The organism is Butyrivibrio sp. LC3010, from assembly GCF_000424385.1.
Taxonomy (GTDB): Bacteria; Bacillota; Clostridia; order Lachnospirales; family Lachnospiraceae; genus Butyrivibrio.
The window spans coordinates 1-20,040 of record NZ_AUJU01000034.1; the positions used below are offsets into that span (position 1 = coordinate 1).

Genomic DNA, 20,040 nt, shown 5'->3' on the forward strand with positions numbered 1-20,040 from the left:
ATAAGTTTGAAACAGAGAGGTAGCGGATAGGAATAAAGTTTAGGGCATGATAAATAAACCACCTGGAGGTAGTCGAAAAATTAAATATTTGGGGCAAAGATCTACGATGTCACTTCTGCAAGATCATCTTTGATGATAAAACCTCTGGACTTCAATAGATTAAGAGCCTGAGCAGTTGTAAGAGTTTTCTTTTCTTCAACGGACTTCTGAATAAAATAACCATCAGGAGTATAGGGCTTAAGATCTGTGAGTATGTGCCAGATAGCGGTCAGGAGCATACGACAGATTGCAATGATGGCTTTCTTGTGACCACGATGTGATTTGATACGGCGATAACGTTCTGTAATTTCGGGATGCTTCTTGGATTTGATCAAAGCATTTGCAACTTGCACCAATACAGGTTTAAGATAAATACCAGCACGGGAAATCCTAGTGGATTTGATTTTGAAATTGCTTTGGTCATTGCGTGGACAGCATCCAGCCCAGGAAACAAGGTGCTTGTCTGTGGGGAAGACAGACATATCGCCACCTATTTCTGAAAGTATCTGTATTGCCGTGAATGGATTTTTATCCAACCCCGGAACTGTACGAATTAGGGCAAGAGCATCGTTGTAAGGATCAGAAACACGAAAGATTTCCCGTTCTATTTCATTCTTGTGTTTCTCTAACTCATCTATGTGATCCAGACATTGACGAAGCTTGATTGCTTGCTCCTTACAGATAGCGCCATCAACGGCAGCCTGGATTTCCTCAATTGGATGCTTACATCGCCTGTCAACAAAAGGAGTAACATCGAAACATTCCCCGGGATGCTTAAGAATATATTCAGTTATGGATCTGGAAGATTTGCCAAAAACATCAGTGAACACTTCATCAAGCTTAAGATTTGATACTGTGAGACAATTAAGGGCACGATTCTTTTCGCCTGTGATCATACAGATAAGCTTGAAACGGTATCTCACAAGATCTCTAAGATGACGAATGTCAGCTGGCGGAATGAAGGAAGGCTTGATCATGTCACACATAAATAAGTCACATATCCATTTTGCATCCTTACGATCGGTTTTATTACCTTTTTGGGGCTTTGTATATTTGGGATGGGCAAGTACGACATTACAAGACTTTTCAAGGATATTAAAAACGGGTATCCAGTACTTGCCAGTAGATTCCATGCAGACATCAACACAATGATACTTGGCCAGCCATTCAGCAAGTTCACGCAGTCCTCTTGAGAAGGACGAGAACCTTTTTTCAAAATACTCAGTGCGGCCATTTGCATCGGTAATACCAATGCATGCATAGATCCAGGTTTTGTGGACATCAAGTCCACAGCAGTTCTTTCGAAAGATTTTAAATGCCAATAGATAACCTCCTGTCACATTTTATAGTTGTAAAGCTGACAGTGACTGGTCATCCGGCGAAATCGAGACAACTTCGGAAGAGATAAGTTTACGGGCTACGGTATGCGCCATTCGTTGATGCCTTTACAGATGACCGACAACATATAATCATGCGAGGTGGCCGCTATACCGCCCCGCCACTCACCTCCACGTGTTCTGTAGTATGTCAGCCTTACGAATAAAGAATATAACAGGAAACTTTAAAATAGAAAACAGGGAAAGACGCTGGGTTTCATAACCCCGTTGGTGTCTTTCGCAGAAAGACAGTTAATAATCATGAAAATATGGGCACACAGAGGCTGTAGCCAGAACTATCCTGAAAACACATTGACTTCGTTTGAGAAGGCTATGAATGTTGATAAAGTTACAGGGATAGAGCTGGATATCCAGCTTACAAAAGATGGAGAACTGGTAGTAATCCATGATGAAAAGGTGGATAGAACCACTGATGGAATCGGCTTTGTCAGGGACTTTACGCTCAGGGAATTAAAGACTCTTCACATAAGAACCGGTAAGGATGAGCCGGAGCACATTCCTACAATGAGGGAAGTTTTAGATTTATTAAAACCAAAACTCCTAAATGGATTCAAGCTGAATATCGAACTGAAAAACAGTATTTATCAATACCCCGGGATGGAAGCAAAAATAGTAAAGCTTGTGGCAGAGTATGGTGTGCAGGATTCTATTGTGTATTCCAGTTTTTATCCAAGATCTCTTTTAAATGTGCATGACTTAGAACCCGGCGCTGAGCTTGGCGTTTTAAATTCATGGATCTCCAACTGTTTATTTGCAGCAAAGGGAATGGAGAAATTATTGAATATTCCTGAAGGTACAATTGCCCTTCATCCGGGTGGTGGAGGACTTGATATCTCTCCGGATATGCTGGAGGGCAGAACAGTCAGGGCCTGGTTTGGAGGACATCTTTATCCTTCAAAACCAACCGGCGGAAGAATGGATTTTGATAAATTTACAAAAGCCGGGGTGACGGATGTTTTTATAAATGAGCCGGAAGTGTACTGATAGTAATAGCTGTAAATGAGATAAATATGAAAAACGGAGTTCAACTCTTCTTAATCGTGCTATATTTGTAAGATTAAGAAGAGTTGAATTGTTTTTTGCCTTGAAAATGTCATATATTTGAATTAGAAAAAAGACGGGAAGTGGGAAGTAAAAAACTATCTCACTTCCCGATTTTATATTATAATAATTCCAGAGGAAGGTTAACTATGGAATTTATAACATCATTGGAAATGGCTAACAGAATAGGGAAAACTAAGAGATGGGTCAATGATTGCTGTGCCAAGGGACTTATTGAAGGTGCGTGTAAGGATGGCAATCGGTGGATGATTCCTGCAGATGCAAAGTGGGAAGTGGGAAGTGAACCTAGCCAGGCACCCCTTCCAATAGGTATATCTGACTTTGAACTGGCGATATCTGATTATTACTATGTTGATAAAACTTTGCTTATCAAGGACATTATTGACTATAGACCGCAAGTTTCTTTGTTCTTAAGACCTCGTAGATTTGGCAAGACTTTGAATATGGATATGCTTAAAACTTACTTTGAGAAAAATGAGGTAAGTAAGGCTGAATTATTCAGTGGAACTAATATTTGGAAGCAGAGCAAAAAGTATAAAGATGAGCAGGGGAAGTATCCGGTAATTTTTCTTACTTTTAAAGATATTAAGTATTCCTGTTGGGACGATACTTTTATCAACCTGAAAAATGCAATTACGATGGAGTACAAGAGGCATGCAGAAATACTGGACTATGCAGACCTAAATGAAGTTGATATTACTTTTTATAAGGATGTGCTTAGTGGGAAATTAGATGATGCCCTGTGGAGTACAACACTTGGTCGTTTATCGGAAATGCTTCATATAGCTTTTAAAGTGCCAGCCATGATTTTTATGGACGAGTATGATACCCCTATAGAGCAGGGGCATGCTCATGGATTCTACGATGCAATTATAGGATTTATGAGAAATTTTCTTTCTGGAGGACTTAAGGATAATAAACATTTATCGTTTGCGTTTCTTACGGGTATTTTAAGGGTAGCTAAGGAGAGCATTTTTAGTGGACTAAATAACCTTAATTCCAATTCTGTTTTGGAAAAGAGATATAGTGAGTATTTTGGATTTACAGAAAAGGAAGTTAAAAAGCTTTTAAAAGACTACGGCTATGCTGATAAGTTCGAAGAAGCCAGAAAGTGGTATGACGGATATAAGTTTGGGCAGCAAGATATTTATAATCCATGGTCTATGTTAAATTACGTTGATTCCGGATGCGAGGCCAGAGCTTATTGGCAATCCACGGGCAGCAATGAAATCATAGGCGAAGTTATAAATGCAGGGAATCAGTCTCTTTCTGAAGAAATGGGAGAGCTTTTGCTTGGTAAATCTAAGACAGTATATGTTGATACGGCTGTTATATATCCTGAGGTAAGTAAAAATATTTCAAGTGTGTACAGCTTTTTGTTAATGGGCGGATATCTCACAATAGAAAAGATCATACCGATGGATGATGGCAATTCTATGTGCGAACTAAAGATCCCTAATAAAGAAATATTGATTGTATATGAAAAAGAAATCCTGTCAAGAAAGGGGAGCCTTGTCACACAGAGTGATGCAATAGAATTTAAAACGGCGCTGATGCTTACTGATTCAGTCAAGCTTCAGCAATTATTGCAGGATTTTTTAAGAGAGGTTATCAGTTATCATGATGCGGCGGCAGAAGGATTTTATCATGGGTTGCTATTAGGTCTTAGTGCGATGCTGTATAACAGCTATGAAATCATGTCTAATAGAGAAGCAGGCGATGGCAGATATGATATCAGACTTAAAGCAAGGGATGGCGCGATGCCGCATTTTGTTATAGAGATTAAAGCTATAAAGAAAGAAGATGAGAATTTTGATGAGTCTAAAGCACTTGTTAAAGAGGCGGCGGAAGCTATAAAGCAGATTGAAGATAAGGATTATATAGCAGGATTAACAGGTGAGGTTAGGGCAATAGGAGTTGCTTTTTATAAGAAGAGATGCGAAGTATGCAGCAAAGCATTATTGAGCGTGAATGGGATAGTGTCAAACTAAATATGATAACATTGGACTGGCTTAAGGAAGTCACAGCAAGCATAGCAGTAAATGAATTAAATATGAAAATGGAGTTCAACTCTTCTTAATCGTCTTATTTTAGTAGGATTAAGAAGAGTTGAATGCTATTATGATAATTTGAAGAAAAAGTGAAATTGATATTTTGAATACTACTATGGTTACTGAGCTTTGGCTATTTCTTCGATCTTATCAAGGACGGTTTGCAGATCGCTCTTAATATCATGAGAGAAAAGTGTTCCGAAATGTCCTTTTGCCTTATCTGATTGTTCTTTATAGTATTCAGGATCATTGATGTAATGTATTACATCATCAATCATTTCATCGTAATTTTCACAGATAAAATCCGCACCTGCAAAAGAAGCAACATCGCTGTCAGGGAGTGTTGTCACCGGGATACCAAGACGCATTGCTCTTGTGGCGCCGCCTGCACCGCCGGAACGTTTGGGATTAACGAACAGATCAATTAGTTTTAAAATATTTAAAAAGTCTTTTCGGTAACCAAGCCTTATGGATCTGCTTTCAACTATTTCAGGAAGTTTTTGTGTAAAGTCACCTACGAATACAAAATATGCTTTCTCGTTCCGATTTGCGATGGATGCCATGACATTTTTGAATTCTTCGGTGATTTCTCTTTCGATTCTGTTTCCTATGATGCCGATTGTAAATGCGTCTTCAGGTATTTCAAAGCCTTTCTTGGAGTAGTCTATGGCTTGTTTTTCCTCTGTTGCACCAAAACCGCTCATATGGAAGTGGATGGTTTTCTGTCCACAGGCTTTTACATATTCGTCGGCTGAAGGTGAAATATCTCCGGCCTGATATCTGGCAAGCAGGTGTGCATCTGATACTTCATGGCCGTGGGTCACCGGCATTGCAACATAGGTGGTTATGGAGCGCCATATCTGATCCATGCGTGGAAGACCGTTTATCTGCCAGATAAATTCAGGACGCATTCCGTAGATTTCGCCGATAAACGAGATCATATCATCTCTTGAAGCTTTGTTTATATCTATCTGGTAGCAGTGGATAATCTGGCCGTGAAAATCCATGGCATAAGCGCCCCAGTTGTCAGAATAATTTGGAAGGACAATGTCTCCGGTCCAGATTTTGGTAAATTCGTCGTCATCTATTGGTTCGCCTATGACTACCAGCAGCACTTTATATCCAAAAAAATTCTGAAGATGATGGCATATGGAAAGTACTATGTTTGTAGGCGCGTGTCTGTTTCCAAGGAGCTGATAGGTTGTAACAATCGCGAATTTATGATCCCTTTTTTCATAGGGTATCATGTTGATGTTTACATCAAGCTCCTTCATATATCGCTTGGAAATATATCTGTGAAGGGTTCTTCTTATAGCATAATCATCCAGACAACCGTTTAGAAATCGCTGATGATAGGTCTGAAAATGGGCAGCAGCTGTCATGTTCATATTGAAAGCACCGGTCATGATGACTTCTTCAACCTTAAACATATATTTCATGTCATGAGCAGCCCAATAAACGGCGGAGAGTACCATCATATATAACTGGGGATCTGTTGCAAAGGCTTCGTCAAAAAGAGGCAGCAGCTCATCCGCAGTCCAGCCATCATTTTTAATAGTATCACCCAGCTTTTTTGTGAGTGGCTCGTAGTTTTCGGTTCTATAAGGATAATCAGCGCTGATAACGTCTGAAATCAGATCACATAGACTTTCAAAGTTCTTCATCTGTCCCCCTCCAATCGTGAGAAAATGATTCAGGCTCTCTCTATTTTACATGTATGATGTTTATAATTTTGGCTACCGGTTGAGGCATCTTTATCATAGTTGATGCCTACAAGAAGAATATCACTGCCATATTCCTTCAGGCCAGCTGGGTAGTTTCTGTTTTTTATTTGAGAAATAGCGCCATCAGCTGACTTGTTCCATTTGAGCTCTACAACCAGAATAGGGTAATTTGAACCCTTTTTCGGAAAATACACGATATCTGCGTATCCCTTACCAGAGGGCAATTCTTCGAATTTAATGTAATTATCCTTGTATGTATAATAAGCAAGTTTAATTACACTTCGCAGGCTTTCTTCACTGTTGTAGTTTAGTGGTGATGTCTCTTCCGTGTGGATTTTCTCTATTTGCTCAGCTACGGCGTTTTCATTGCCGTGTATGGTATCTTCGAAAAGTTTGTCACATTCGCTGATTCTCGTTAAAGTTTCAACGTGTCTAACTTCTCTGATGGTCTTGGAAAACTCTCTTTTTATCTCTTCATTTGGAATATAAACCGATTCATTTTCTGAATCATATGCCAGATATCCCAGGTGAACGAGAAGAGTTAATACATCATCTTTTCCTTTAAATGTGGTGAAATCATTGGCAAAACCGGTGGTGTTTACCGGAACCTTTATACCGCCGATGAGCTCAGCGATGGTTTTGGTTAATCCGTTATAATCCTTACTTATATAATCCATAAGGCTTTCTGAAGCAGAACTTTCGGCCCAATAGGAGTCGAATTCACTGTAGGAGATGGCTTTCATGACTGAGTTGGGATTGTATATGGATCCGAATTCTTTAAGTGAATAACCATCATACCAGTTTTTCATGGTTTCGAAATCAAGGCCATGCAAAGAACATAATTTGTCTACCTCGGCTTCTGTAAAACCTACATATTTTCCGTAGCTTCTTGGCTTTAGCATGGTGAACTCTTCAAAGTCTGAGATTGCAGACTGTGAGCCATCTTTTTTTATTGGAAGAATACCTGTCATATATGCAGCTGCTACAACTTTCGGGGTAAAATTGTTGTTTTTAAACCATCCGCGCAGCAGATTGAGATAGCTTTCCTGGGCCTTTGGGTTATCCTTGGCTTCGCGGATGACCGCATCCCATTCATCTATGACAAAAACAAATTTCCTTTTAGTAATCTCGGCAGCCTTGATAAAGCATTCAGATAAACTCTGATACTCAGCAACTTCGGGGAACTCTGTCCTGATCTCTTTGTAGAGAGAGGAGGTTATTGAGTTTGAAATATCATTTATTGAAGCACCGGAGGACTTAATATCTGATAAAAATCCTGTAATATCAAGGTTTACAACATTATATTTATTTAAATTAGTGGAATAGCTGGAATCGCCTGCAATTTCAAAACCATCAAACAGTCTTGATGAATCGCAGGAACAATCATAGTAAGCTGAGAGCATTTGTGCAGCATACGATTTTCCAAATCGTCTGGGTCTGCTGATACATATCAGGTTCTTGGCTTTGCCCATGTTTCTATTTATAAGGGCTATCATCCCTGTTTTGTCGATGTATTCACCATTAATGATTGCTTCAAATCCCGCGTTTCCGGGATTGATATAAATACCCATGCCAACCTCCCAAGCAGATTCTTACTGCTTTTAGTATATCATAATGTGTGAGTGCATGTGTGTGATAGAATATACTTAGATTTTACAAATTCTATTTCAATTTGAGGATGCGCGAAAAAACTGAGACATCTGAAAATGAAATTTGACTTAAGATATGAAACGATATAATGTGAAAATGAATGATGCTGATTTTGATATCACTATGATTTGCGGGGGCTTGATTTAATACGGGTATTCTGCGTGGATTGGAGATAATTATCTATGACAATAGAAGAGATGAATAAGATTAAGGAATCAAGAGGATATAGTTTTGCTCAGCTTTCGGATTATACCGGAGTTCCGGTTGTTACACTTCAAAGGATTTTTGCAGGAGCAACCAGGAATCCCAGAAAGGCTACTCTTGATGCAATTGAGAAAGTCCTTATGGGAGATGAATCCGTATATACCGGGCGTGCCTACGCATACGAGCAAAATAGCAGTGTGTCGTATCCGGAATATGAGGAGGCCGCTGCAGGACTTAGTGAGAAAGAGTTTGTGTACGGTGACAGAAGTGTTTCCGGCTTGCGAAGAAAAAAGGATGGCGATTATACAGTAAACGATTATTATTCTCTGTCAAAAGATAAGTGGGTTGAACTGATTGATGGGAGTTTATATGATCTGGCTGTTCCGGGCCCGGTTCATCAGATGATAAGCGGTCTGGTTTTTGAGTGTGTTCACAATTTTATCAGGAAAAACAATATTCCGGACATAGTTATCTACGCACCTGTAGATGTGCAGTTTGAAGGTGATGATAAGACAGTAGTTAAGCCGGACATTATTATAGTGTGTGACAGGAACAAGGTAAAAGATAAGGGAATCTTTGGTGCTCCTGATTTTATAATGGAGATAATTGCCCCTGATACCAGGCGACGAGACATGTTTGTAAAAAGTGATAAATACTGCAAAGCCGGTGTTAAGGAGTACCTGATGATCGATCCCAAAAAGAGGGTGCTGATTTCTTATAACTTTATGGATGAGGATGTCACTCCTGTAACAGTGCCACTTAAGGGAGAGTATGAAATATCACTTTATGAAGGTAAGCTCAAGCTTAATCTAGATGAGATTTCTAGGATTATTAAAGAATTTGCTGAATAATAATGACATCAGGAAAGCCAAAGATTATTGAATTTCATCTGATAATTTAATAATAGTATTGAATCAAATATTTACACATGATAATTAAGAAAGAATCCGCAATGCTGGTTATTTAAATGATAATGTACTAAAATTAGTATATCTGTTAGTGCAATAATAATTATGCGATGTGTTTTACGAGGGGGACATTTTGCAGAAAAATATATTGATATTCCCTGCGGGGACTGAGATTGCATTTGAAATACAGAATTCTTTGAAGTATTCGAAGTTTGTAAGATTATTCGGTGGAAGCAGTACGTCTGATCACGCGGATTTTACTTATGAGCGTCTTATTGGTGGTTTTCCCTATGTGAATGATGATGGTTTCCTGGATTATCTTAATAAAGTGATTGATGAGTATGATATAGATTGCGTATATCCGGCTCATGATAGTGTGTGTCTGTTTTTCAGTGAACATGCAGAAGAGATTCATGCGCAGGTAATAATTACTGATGAGCACACGACTAAGATATGCAGGTCAAAACAGAGAACCTATGAATACTTTGCTGGTGAGGTATTTATTCCAAAAACATATGATAGTCCTGATGATATTGATGAATATCCTGTGTTTGTAAAACCTGCGGTTGGTCAGGGCTCTGTTGGAGTAAAGAAAATCAATAACCGCGAAGATCTTGAGAGAATATTGGCCGCGCAAGACTCCAAGGTGGACCGACAAAAATGTAATGATGCACAAGACTCCGGCGTGAACAAGTTAAACGGTATTGATGTAAAAAACGACTTTCGATCAAAGGGTGAAAACCATACTCAGAATATTTCCCCTGGAAAAAACAGAGAAATACACATAGTTGATGAGAAATTTGTGGATAACTCGGATGGGAAAATGGTTATTTGTGAATATCTTCCCGGTGATGAATATACAGTTGATTGTTTTACTGATTTAGGTGGGAAGCTTTTATTTTGCAGGCAGCGCAGCAGAGACAGGATAAAAACAGGGATAAGTGTTCGTTCTCGAAGTATGTCTACGGATGACTATGTAATGATGATCGCGGAAAAGCTAAATGAGAAGCTTAGCTTCAAGGGTGCGTGGTTTTTCCAGGTTAAAAAAAAGGTGGATGGCGAGTACAGGTTAATGGAGGTTTCGCCAAGGATTCCTGGGACAGCCGGACTTTACAGAAACTGCGGGATTAATTTTCCTATGCTGACGCTTTTTACTTTTTGGGGATATCCGGTTTCGATAATAGATAATGACTACGATATAGTTCTGGATAGAGCTTTTTATAGCGCTTTCAGGATTGGAATAGAATACGATACTGTTTACCTTGATTATGATGATACGCTCACGCTTGAGGATAAGGTAAACGCTGATGCCATGAGGTTTCTGTATCAGGCAAGGAATGCCGGAAAGAGAATTATTCTCTTAAGTAAACATTCTACAGACCTTCATGTGGATTTGAAGAATGCGGGAATATCGGAAGAGTTATTTGATGAAATCATTGTCCTTTCCGGGGAAGAGGATAAGAGTGATCATATAATCGATAAAAAGGCAATTTTTATTGATGACTCTTTTGCTGAGCGGAAGAGGATAAAGGAAAAATGTGGGATACCGGTTTTTGATGTTGATATGATAGAGAGTCTTATTGATTGGAGAATGTAGATATGAACGTTGCATTTATTCCTGTGAGAGGCGGCAGTAAATCCATACCTTTAAAAAATATTAAACCGATATGTGGAAAACCATTGGTCTACTGGACGGTGAAGGCGGCCTGTGAATGCGGGTATATTGATAAAGTCTATGTTGCGACAGACAGTTCTGAGATTAAGAAAGTGCTTCTGGAATGTTGCAGGGAAGATAATATTTGTACTTGTCATAATGGTGGGGATCATGGTTTCACTGGTTATAATGACGGAAATCATGGTAGCAATGAATCTGGTGTATCATCTGAGCGCGATGCCGGTAATGGGAAGGAAAATGCCGGAGGCATAAGCGAGAAGAAAAGTGGTATGTTTTGCAAATTAGAGATAATCGGTCGCTCTGCGGAATCTGCTACTGACACAGCTTCTACAGAATTTGCAATGCTTGAATTTGCTTCAAGCCATGAGTTTGACAATATGGTTTTGATTCAGGCTACATCTCCTCTTTTGTCTTCTGATGATCTGGACAAAGGATTTGAAGCATTTGACGAGCAGGGCGTTGACAGTGTGCTTTCAGTGGTAAGACAAAAGAGATTCAACTGGGGCATAGGCGATAATGGATATGCGCATCCAACTAATTATGATGTTTTCAAAAGACCGAGACGTCAGGATTTTGATGGATATCTTGTCGAGAATGGTGCGTTTTATATCACATCAAGAGAAGATTTACTTAAAAGTAAAAATCGACTATCCGGAAATATTAAGGCGGTAGAGATGCCTGATGATACATTTTTTGAGATAGATGAGCCCTCAGATTGGGAGATTATCGAGGGACTTATGAAGAAAAGGCTTGGTTATGGCAATCATAAGACTTCAATGCAAATCATTGATAATCCTGAGTTAATAAAACAATGCGACAATGCCTCTTCCTCAGAAATATGTGACAATGATATTCCTGAAATAAAAATGTTCCTGACAGATTGTGATGGCTGTCTTACTGATGCAGGTATGTATTATTCTCCTGAAGGCGATTTTTTAAAGAAATATAACACCAAGGATGGAATGGGGATGAAACTCCTTCGAGAAAATGGTGTGCTTGTGGGTATTGTGACGGGGGAAAATGTCGATATAAATAAGAGAAGGGTAGAGAAGCTAAAGCTTAATATTTATGAACCCGGTTGCAAGGATAAGCTCAGAACCGTAAGGCAACTTTGCAGGGAACACGGCATTGATATGCAAAATGTAGCTTTTGTCGGTGATGATGTCAATGATCTTGAGGTCATGAAAAACGTGGGTTTTCCATGTACCGTAGCAGATGGACATAAAAGCGTTAAGGCTGTGGCAAAATATATCGCTAAGGAACCAGGTGGACACGGTGCCGTAAGAGACATCATAGACTATATACTTGAAAATAATTTATTGGTATCCGCATCCAACTGAATTGAGTCAGATATAAATCAGCGTTTATAGAGGTAGGATAATATGGAATATAGAAAACCAATAGTTATAGCAGAAGCAGGTTGTAATCACATGGGGCAGATGGATATCGCCCATGAACTTATAAATGTTGCCGCGTATTTCTGTAAAGCGGATGCAATCAAGTTTCAAAAGCGTTGTCCTAAAGAACTATTGACAGAGGAACAATATAACGCACCTCATCCAAATCCTTACAATTCCTATGGGAAGACTTATGGCGAACACAGGGAGTTTCTTGAGTTTGATGTTGACCAGCACGCACAACTTAAGAAGTGGTGTGAGGAAGTTGGCATAATTTATTCAACTTCAGTGTGGGATATGACAAGTGCCAGAGAGATTACAGGTTTAAATCCCCAATTTATTAAGATTCCTTCTGCCTGCAATACACATTATGAAATGCTTGAATGGCTCTGTGACAATTATGAGGGCGAGATGCAGCTTTCTTTTGGAATGACAAAGCGTGAAGAAGAGGAGCAGATAGTATCGCTCTTTGAAAAGAAGGGACGTGCAAAGGATCTGGTTCTTTACAACTGTACTTCTGGATATCCTGTGCCTTTTAAGGATGTATGCCTTCTTGAGATTACTCGTATGAGGCAGCAGTATGAGGACAGGGTTAAGGCTATCGGATTTTCCGGACATCACCTTGGGATAGCTGTGGATGTGGCAGCGTATACCCTTGGCGCAAGCTATATTGAGAGACATTATACCCTTGACCGTACCTGGAAAGGCACGGATCATGCAGCATCCCTTGAACCGGATGGAATACGTAAGTTAAAGAGAAATCTTGATGCAGTATACGAAGCACTTCACTATAAAGATACTGAGATTCTTCCAATCGAAGAGGAGCAGAGGAAGAAATTAAAATATAGAAAGCACTAATGCATCTTGTTTGGGTTAAGCACTATATCAAGGATTCTGTCCTGGTCCTCCGGAGACAGATCTTCAAAAATCGGAAGCATAAGAATGTGGTCAGCCATATCTCTTGCCGCATCCAGCTTGCAATTTTTATATTTATTCTTGAAGCATGCCTGATCTGAAGTGATGGGATAGAAGTATTTTCTGGGGAAAATATTATGCTCTCTAAGCTTCAGATATAATTCATCTCTGGTACATTTATAGCCATCAGCCACTATTATCGGATAGTAGGCATAATTTCTTGTTACGTCCTCTCTGGGAGTGAGCAGCTTTATTCTGGGAACGCTGACCAGAGCGCTCGTATATCTGTCATTGCATTTTTTTCTTGCTGCAATGGCATTTTCAATGTGCTTTAAGTTACATAATCCCATGATGGCGCAGAGTTCGTTCATTTTAGCGTTTGCACCGACTGCCACAACAAGCTCTTCGCCGCGGATTCCGAAGTTTTTCAGATTATACAGCTTTTCATATAATTCCGGATCTTTAAAAACTGAAGCGCCGCCTTCAACTGTATTAAATACCTTTGTCGCATGAAAACTAAATACCGAGGCATGACCGAGATTTCCGACACCGCGATATGTCTTATTTCCTTTTGTATCTTCTGATATTATCCTTTCACCAAAAGCATGGCACGCATCGTAGATGACCTTCAGGTTATATTTGTATGCGATTTTTGCGATTGCTTCATCATTACATATGTTGCCGTATACATGGACAGGCATTATTGCGACAGTCTTTTCTGTAATCAGGTCTTCAATCTTACTCTCATCAATTGTGCCGTCCTCAGGCTTTATGTCACAAAATACCGGAACAAGTCTGTTTCTTACAATGGCATGAGTTGTAGAAATAAATGTATAAGGAGTGGTTATAACTTCAGAGCCTTCCGGGAATCCGAAGGATTGAAGGGTAAGTTCAAGGGACAAATGTCCATTAACCATAAGGGAAACATATGGAACATCAAGATATTCCCGTAGTTGTTTCTCCAGCTCTTTATGGTATTTGCCCATATTTGTCAGCCAATGCGAGTCCCAAAGAGGCTTGATGGCTTCGATATATTCTTCATATGAGGGCATTGATGATCTGGTAACATGAATTGTTTCCATATGTTTACTCCTGAATAAGGTCATAAAGAGTAGTCCTTATGACTGACCATTATAACGATTCACAGATTAGTGATTTTCTGACATTACCCATTTCATCGCAAAGAGTAGAGTTAAATGAAACTAATCTGTGCTTGATTTTGTTAATAAATTTACGATTAATTACATTATAGAGTTTTGACTGTTTTAAAACTATTATAAAAAAATAAAAAAACTATAACTTTATGGTTATTTAGGCAGCCGTACACATATAAATGAAATAGTGTTAATATAATGATGATAAGGTCATTATTGGAAAGAAGATAAAGTGACTTCACTTTGTTATAGGGGGATGTTATGACGGCTCATGCTACGGAAGAAAAAAGAGAATCGGCGGAATCATTCATATTACGTGCAGGTGAATTTGAGCAGCTCGGAAGCAGCATAGATGAGTATGCAGTTCTGATTGAAGGGCTCAGGGCGCACTACGACAATTACGAGTTGTACTTTATGCTCGGATTGTATTACAGATATAGAAATGCTGATCAGGCATATCTCTGCTTTGAAAATGCTTTGCATTTTTGCGATGAGCCGGAGGATGAAAAAGTCATTCGTAAAGCCCTGGAGGATATAAGCGACCGATCAAATGTGCGAGGAACTTCCATAGTAATAGTTTCATATAATGATTATGAACTCTTAAGGGAATGTCTTCGAGCGATCAGGAGATATTGTCCTGAAAATGGTTATGAAGTAATACTTGTAGATAATGCATCCACCGATGATGCTGTTTTGAGACTTTTGAAAGAGCAGGCAGATTCTGATAGCCACATTAAGCTTAAAATAAATGATAAAAATGAGGGATTTTCAGCTGGCTGTAATGAGGGGCTGGAACTTTCAAATCCTGAAAATGATGTATTTTTCTTAAACAATGATGCGGTTCTTATGCCTAATGCTCTCTTTTGGTTAAAGATGGGACTGTATGCAGATAAGAGAAACGGGGCAGCAGGAGCTGTCACAAACTGTGCGCCTTCTCAGGAAGTTTCTATGGAATCTGTGCAGCCTTATCTGGCAGCATCTGCTGTTGAGGGAGCACGGCCGCTTGTTGATTTTTCTGCTAACGTCATTGATGCGAAAGGAAAATGGAACGGCTCTTCAAGGCTTAAGGATATTGCCGATTCTATCAATTCAGAAGCTTTGCCATCGGAGCATCGCTGGTGGCGTACGATAAGTCTGGATAGTGCATTGGAAACCGCTAAAAGATATGCTAAAGATCATAATGTGCCTATGTGGAATCCCACCGAGGTGCGTTGCAGGCTCACAGGCTTTGCTGTTTTACTAAGAAGGGAGGCGGTTAATAACCTTTTAATTAAGGCAGGTGATTCAGCGGGCGAGAAAAAGCTCCTTTTTGATGAAAGATTTTCCCCGGCTTATTTTGAGGATGACGATCTTGGAATCCGTCTGTGCCTTGCCGGATGGCGACAGGTTTTATGCCATAATGCCTTTATATATCATCATGGAGGCAGCGGATTTTCTGAAAAGAAGGATGCCATGGAATATTCCAGAGAGAAGTTCATGGAAAAGTGGGGGTTCGATATCTGGAATTATACACTTCCCGAGGATGATAAAATTGCCGCTTTGATGGATGCCATAGCGCAGAGTGATAGTGGTGCCAATAATTCTTCTAATAAAAATGCGACTGATTTTATAAATAATTCGGATACTGCAAAAGATAATAAGAAAAAAACCGATAATGCGCAGCGGCCGGAAATCAGACTGCGACTCTACAATCGTGTACTGCGTATTCTTGATCTGGAAGCAGGTATGGGGACCACGCTTTCTGCCATTAAATATCAGATGCCTGACAGCTTCACCGCCGGAATCACAAAAGTGGATGTTTTTGCAGGCCTATCTAGATTCATGGCAGATGACATGATTTCCGGGGATCCTGAGATTGTAACTTTCCCGTGGCCTCTGCACAGTTTTGACTATATTCTGGCAGGTGGTGCGGTTGCCGGTGCTCAGAATCCGGAGAAACTACTTGAAAAATTAGGAAAATATTTAGCTAATAATGGCAGAATTTTGTAAACGCCTAGTGTTAAGATTACGGAATAACGAAAAAATATTTCGAGATTTTTTGGATAATTTGTATGTAATTTCGTTTAATATTTTGAAATTTTCTAATTTTTCTAAAATTTCATTTTAAATATTGTCGAATGAGTGAATATTTCAAACACGAAAAAATGTGCATGAGTTTTGGACATGACACAAAATGTTCAGAATTTATGCACTTTTTGTCATTATGTCCAAAAATCGAAGATATATTTATTTAATTTTATTACAAAATTTAAGAAAAAAATAAGTGACGAAAAAACGTTCATACGTTATACTTGTTTTTGCTACAGTAAGACGTAATATCATGTAGTATGAAGAAGGAGGTAAGGAAATGACAAAGGCTGAAATACTTAAAAGAGAAATTTTAGCGCAGTACAAGAGTGTCAGACAGTTCGCGATAGATATGTCAATTCCATATAGTACATTGGTTACAGCACTGGACAGAGGTATAGAAGGTATGGCTTACGGGACGGTGATTAGAATGTGTGATAAGCTAAATCTTAACCCGGTTGATTTCAGTACTCTTGAAAAAGGCACAGACCTTGGAAATAAAATCGTTGAAAATCGTGTAATGCAGCAGTATGTAAAGCTTAACAAGGTAGGACGTAAGAAGGTTCTCGATTATATGGGTGACCTGACAGCTCTTGAAAAATATCACGCTTAAATTTTTTAAAATTGACTATTCTCCCGGAAGTGAAAGCTTCCGGGTTTTTTAATATTGTAGGGATTTTGTATTGGACCAGTTCCTTGCATGTCTGGCGAAGCCGGATTTCCGAACGATTTTCCTTGTTATCGTTCGGAAAGTCATAATATAATGTATATTACTGGTGCTGTGGTGTGCATCAGCGATTACAGGGTAGCCGGATACCGTTAGCACACGTCTATTGATGGCTTGCGATATCTGTATCCGATTGTAATAAATAAGATATAAACTATCTTTTATCTAGGAGGAAAAGGATGAAATATGATTATTTAGTTGTTGGAGCAGGACTTTTTGGCTGCGTATTTGCTCATGAGATGGCAAGAGCGGGCAAGAAGGTTCTGGTTATAGATAAAAGGGATCACATCGGAGGAAATATTTACACTGAAAACAGAATGGGCATCAATGTTCATAAGTATGGTGCCCATATTTTCCATACATCCGATAAAAAAGTATGGGAGTACATCAATCGTTTCACCGAGTTTAATCAGTATATAAACTCACCTGTGGCAGTTTACCATGATGAGCTTTATAATCTTCCTTTTAATATGAATACTTTCAGTAAGCTTTGGGGAATACGCACTCCCGATGAAGCTCGTGCGATCATAGATGAGCAGGCTAAAAAGGAAGTAAAGCGAATTCTCAAGGAGCGTGCTGCTAACGGTGATGAAAGTGCATCTGAACAGTTGGAAGTGTCAGCAGCCAGCGGCCAGGATATAAGAGAGGGCTTTGAAGCAGCTAATCTTGAGGAACAGGGACTTTCACTTGCGGGACGCGATGTTTTTGAAAAGCTTGTAAAAGGATACACAGAAAAACAGTGGGGGAAAGATTGCAAAGAGCTTCCTGCTTTTATAATAAGAAGACTTCCCTTCAGATTTATTTTTGATAATAACTATTTTAATGACAGATTCCAGGGGATACCGATTGGTGGCTACACAGCAATTGTCAAAAAGCTCCTTCTTCAGGAACAGTCTGAGAGCGCTTCTGAAAATGGGCTTAGTGGAAGCATCACGGTTAAGACAGAAACAGAGTTTAAGGAATTTATGAAAATGAATGGCGATGTTCCTGTAAAACCTTTTGAGTCTGTGGATGGGGATAGCTTTGATAAAATTCTTTTCACAGGAATGATCGATGAATTCTTTGGATATAAGCTTGGTAATCTTGAGTACAGATCATTGAAATTTGAAACGAAGGACCTTCCTGATGTTGATAATTATCAGGGAAATGCGGTTGTGAATTACACTGAACGTGATATTCCCTACACCAGAATCATTGAGCATAAACATTTTGAATTCGGAACCGGCAAGGGAACAATAATAACCAGAGAGTATCCCGCTGACTGGAAGAGAGGGGATGAACCCTATTATCCGATGAATGATGAGAAGAACAATGCACTTTTTGCAGAGTATCAGAAGCTTGCATCAGAATTTGGTGATGTACTCTTTGGAGGAAGACTTGGCCAGTATAAATATTACAATATGGATCAGGTTATAGCAGCTGCCCTGGATATGTCTGCTGATGTACTGACCCGCTCATAATTAACCAAACGATAGTCGTAATAATTCGTGGCATTTAATGGATGGAGTAATGTTTTGTTTTGTCTGCTTTGTATGGAAATGATGTCACTGCATTACATTCATCCTGATGGTAAAAAAATAAAGTAAACTAAAAACCCGTTCCAATCTATTATGCACAGCGTGCACGAGATAGGAACGGGATATTTTATGTTTGTTATTTTTGAAAAGCTTAGCAGTAATTATTAAACATCATTCCGCTGTATTCGGAGGTTATGTAAGGAGATGGAGCTTCACCACCATGAGGATCCTTGTAGTTAAATACAGGTCGCTCTACATATTTCATAGGATCCAGAGAGATTTCATCTGTTTTTTCCTGAAGAGCTTTTGCGAATTCCTGCAGAGGAACAACCACACCTTTTGGCGGGCCTGATACGGATTTATCGCGAAGACGCTGTGGATCGTAATTGATTCGACCGTTCTCGTTAAGGGAAACTCCATAATCTTCAATTCCCTTAATGTGATTTTCTGCGATTGCTTTGGTTTCGCTTACAAGCCTTGTGTTTTTAAAACCGGTGCTCTGAATATTATCAGCGCTATCCAGGAAGTTATTGTAACCATCAATAAGTGATCTGACGTTTTCAACAAGTGTATCACTTTCGTTTTGTACACCGATAGTAACGGGCTCTCCCGGAGCGGTTGCTGCTTTAAGGGTTATATCAAACTCATTGCCTACTGTGAATCTGTTTGAAGAAGAGGTGTGTTCTGTGCCGTTAAGTGAAAACCTTGCATTTACAGGTTCCTGTGCAATCAGATTCAGTCCGAAATAGGATACACTGTGAGGATTTTCGGAAGCTTTTGATTCTGTTATTTCAAATCTGAGATTCTGTCCCGGTTTTACTCCGGTATCACTGGATCCGATTATCAGAGTGGTTTTTCCTTCATCATCAGACTGCATTCCGGCTATCAGACCGATGCCTGCCTTGTTTATAAGGCGGGACAGCTTAGCCTGAACATCATAATTTGTATTGCCTTCTCTGATACTATATTGAAATTCGTAATCGTGACCGTTTATGCCCACGTTGAAAGCATAACTTCCTATTGGAAGATCCACGGGCTCGTCTGGTTTAAGAAAATGTCCTGCATTTATCTGATTGGTTGCCAGATTAGAAACTTCTATATTAAATTCTGTGGTGTTGCTTTGATGTTTCCCCACATATTCAACTGTTACGTTATCAGGTTGAGAAGATACGGCTGATTTTTTACCAAGAGTCGTGTTTTCTTCGTTTCCGATTGATTCCAGCTGACTCTTAAGAAAACGGGCACGCTCTTTTATACCCACGGCCTCCGCCTGGGCATTATCATCCTGTTTTAAAACATGAAGAGAGGATTTTTTATTGATTTTCGCGATAGATTTGTAGACATTCTGCAATTCGCTCTTTTTATGCTTGTCTACATTCGCATTTTCTTTTGCAACGTAAGTGGATGCAAAATGATTATAAGCTTCATTAATACTAATGCCTGCCATGCTGCCCCTCCTTTCTTCCTTGATGTCGTGCGAGTGCTCCTGCCATTCCATTGGCAACCGACACGAGGGCATACAAAGACATGTTTTATTACTTTAACATTATCAT

The 20,040-nt window shown here is 39.4% G+C and carries 14 protein-coding genes; 9 read left to right on the plus strand and 5 right to left on the minus strand.

Features of this window, described 5'->3' with window-relative positions:
- Nucleotides 1–101: 101 nt before the first annotated feature.
- Nucleotides 102–1,361 carry an IS110 family transposase gene (locus tag G622_RS0117535; protein ID WP_026509922.1) on the minus strand — a complete coding sequence of 420 codons (1,260 nt, stop codon included), beginning with the start codon at nt 1,359–1,361 and terminating at the stop codon, nt 102–104.
- Nucleotides 1,362–1,676: 315 nt separating this feature from the next.
- On the opposite strand from G622_RS0117535, the gene G622_RS0117540 reads away from it, so the two are divergent.
- The gene (locus G622_RS0117540; protein WP_026511766.1) at nt 1,677–2,420 is read left to right on the plus strand and encodes a glycerophosphodiester phosphodiesterase family protein; all 744 of its coding nucleotides are present in this window, start codon (nt 1,677–1,679) and stop codon (nt 2,418–2,420) included.
- 206 nt (nt 2,421–2,626) lie between these two features.
- Complete coding sequence (locus G622_RS23515) at nt 2,627–4,489, plus strand: AAA family ATPase (RefSeq protein ID WP_044957987.1); 1,863 nt, start codon at nt 2,627–2,629, stop codon at nt 4,487–4,489.
- Nucleotides 4,490–4,668: 179 nt separating this feature from the next.
- Here the strand turns inward: G622_RS23515 and G622_RS0117550 are convergent, their stop codons facing one another.
- Nucleotides 4,669–6,213 carry a hypothetical protein gene (locus tag G622_RS0117550; RefSeq protein ID WP_026511767.1) on the minus strand — a complete coding sequence of 515 codons (1,545 nt, stop codon included), beginning with the start codon at nt 6,211–6,213 and terminating at the stop codon, nt 4,669–4,671.
- Nucleotides 6,214–6,242: 29 nt separating this feature from the next.
- On the minus strand, nt 6,243–7,844 hold the full coding sequence (locus tag G622_RS0117555) for an AAA family ATPase (protein ID WP_026511768.1): 1,602 nt from the start codon (nt 7,842–7,844) through the stop codon (nt 6,243–6,245).
- Between the two features lie 261 nt (nt 7,845–8,105).
- Between G622_RS0117555 and G622_RS0117560 the strand changes: the two genes are divergently transcribed.
- The 4 genes from G622_RS0117560 (at nt 8,106) to G622_RS0117575 (ending at nt 12,965) form a co-directional block, all read left to right on the plus strand.
- Nucleotides 8,106–8,978: a Uma2 family endonuclease gene (locus tag G622_RS0117560; protein ID WP_026511769.1), complete on the plus strand. Its 873-nt coding sequence runs from the start codon at nt 8,106–8,108 to the stop codon at nt 8,976–8,978.
- 190 nt (nt 8,979–9,168) lie between these two features.
- Nucleotides 9,169–10,632, plus strand: coding sequence for an ATP-grasp domain-containing protein (locus G622_RS0117565; RefSeq protein ID WP_026511770.1), 1,464 nt, complete (start codon nt 9,169–9,171; stop codon nt 10,630–10,632).
- A 2-nt stretch (nt 10,633–10,634) separates the two neighbouring features.
- Nucleotides 10,635–12,050: an acylneuraminate cytidylyltransferase gene (locus tag G622_RS0117570; protein WP_026511771.1), complete on the plus strand. Its 1,416-nt coding sequence runs from the start codon at nt 10,635–10,637 to the stop codon at nt 12,048–12,050.
- A gap of 42 nt (nt 12,051–12,092) precedes the next feature.
- Nucleotides 12,093–12,965, plus strand: a complete 873-nt coding sequence (locus tag G622_RS0117575) for an N-acetylneuraminate synthase family protein (protein ID WP_026511772.1) — start codon at nt 12,093–12,095, stop codon at nt 12,963–12,965.
- Here G622_RS0117575 and G622_RS0117580 read toward each other — a convergent pair.
- Nucleotides 12,962–14,104: a DegT/DnrJ/EryC1/StrS family aminotransferase gene (locus tag G622_RS0117580; RefSeq protein WP_044957988.1), complete on the minus strand. Its 1,143-nt coding sequence runs from the start codon at nt 14,102–14,104 to the stop codon at nt 12,962–12,964. The genes G622_RS0117575 and G622_RS0117580 overlap by 4 nt on opposite strands.
- Before the next feature lie 333 nt (nt 14,105–14,437).
- On the opposite strand from G622_RS0117580, the gene G622_RS0117585 reads away from it, so the two are divergent.
- The 3 genes from G622_RS0117585 to G622_RS0117595 all read left to right on the plus strand — a co-directional run bounded on the left by G622_RS0117585 (nt 14,438) and on the right by G622_RS0117595 (nt 18,430).
- A complete protein-coding gene (locus G622_RS0117585) occupies nt 14,438–16,165 on the plus strand; it encodes a glycosyltransferase family 2 protein (RefSeq protein ID WP_026511774.1) in 1,728 nt (575 codons plus the stop codon).
- Between the two features lie 358 nt (nt 16,166–16,523).
- Nucleotides 16,524–16,856 carry a hypothetical protein gene (locus tag G622_RS0117590; protein ID WP_026511775.1) on the plus strand — a complete coding sequence of 111 codons (333 nt, stop codon included), beginning with the start codon at nt 16,524–16,526 and terminating at the stop codon, nt 16,854–16,856.
- Nucleotides 16,857–17,149: 293 nt separating this feature from the next.
- On the plus strand, nt 17,150–18,430 hold the full coding sequence (locus tag G622_RS0117595) for a UDP-galactopyranose/dTDP-fucopyranose mutase family protein (RefSeq protein WP_026511776.1): 1,281 nt from the start codon (nt 17,150–17,152) through the stop codon (nt 18,428–18,430).
- Nucleotides 18,431–18,638: 208 nt separating this feature from the next.
- On the opposite strand, the gene fliD is transcribed toward G622_RS0117595, so the two are convergent.
- Entirely contained in the window at nt 18,639–19,934 is a 1,296-nt protein-coding gene (fliD, locus tag G622_RS0117600; RefSeq protein ID WP_026511777.1) for a flagellar filament capping protein FliD, read from the minus strand.
- Nucleotides 19,935–20,040 lie beyond the last annotated feature (106 nt).

Coding starts and splice junctions, on each gene's coding strand:
- G622_RS0117540 (WP_026511766.1), top strand. CDS start 1,677: ATGAAAATATGGGCACACAGAGGCTGTAGCCAGAACTATCCTGAAAAC.
- G622_RS23515 (WP_044957987.1), top strand. CDS start 2,627: ATGGAATTTATAACATCATTGGAAATGGCTAACAGAATAGGGAAAACT.
- G622_RS0117550 (WP_026511767.1), bottom strand. CDS start 6,213: ATGAAGAACTTTGAAAGTCTATGTGATCTGATTTCAGACGTTATCAGC.
- G622_RS0117555 (WP_026511768.1), bottom strand. CDS start 7,844: ATGGGTATTTATATCAATCCCGGAAACGCGGGATTTGAAGCAATCATT.
- G622_RS0117560 (WP_026511769.1), top strand. CDS start 8,106: ATGACAATAGAAGAGATGAATAAGATTAAGGAATCAAGAGGATATAGT.
- G622_RS0117570 (WP_026511771.1), top strand. CDS start 10,635: ATGAACGTTGCATTTATTCCTGTGAGAGGCGGCAGTAAATCCATACCT.
- G622_RS0117575 (WP_026511772.1), top strand. CDS start 12,093: ATGGAATATAGAAAACCAATAGTTATAGCAGAAGCAGGTTGTAATCAC.
- G622_RS0117580 (WP_044957988.1), bottom strand. CDS start 14,104: ATGGAAACAATTCATGTTACCAGATCATCAATGCCCTCATATGAAGAA.
- G622_RS0117585 (WP_026511774.1), top strand. CDS start 14,438: ATGACGGCTCATGCTACGGAAGAAAAAAGAGAATCGGCGGAATCATTC.
- G622_RS0117590 (WP_026511775.1), top strand. CDS start 16,524: ATGACAAAGGCTGAAATACTTAAAAGAGAAATTTTAGCGCAGTACAAG.
- G622_RS0117595 (WP_026511776.1), top strand. CDS start 17,150: ATGAAATATGATTATTTAGTTGTTGGAGCAGGACTTTTTGGCTGCGTA.
- fliD (WP_026511777.1), bottom strand. CDS start 19,934: ATGGCAGGCATTAGTATTAATGAAGCTTATAATCATTTTGCATCCACT.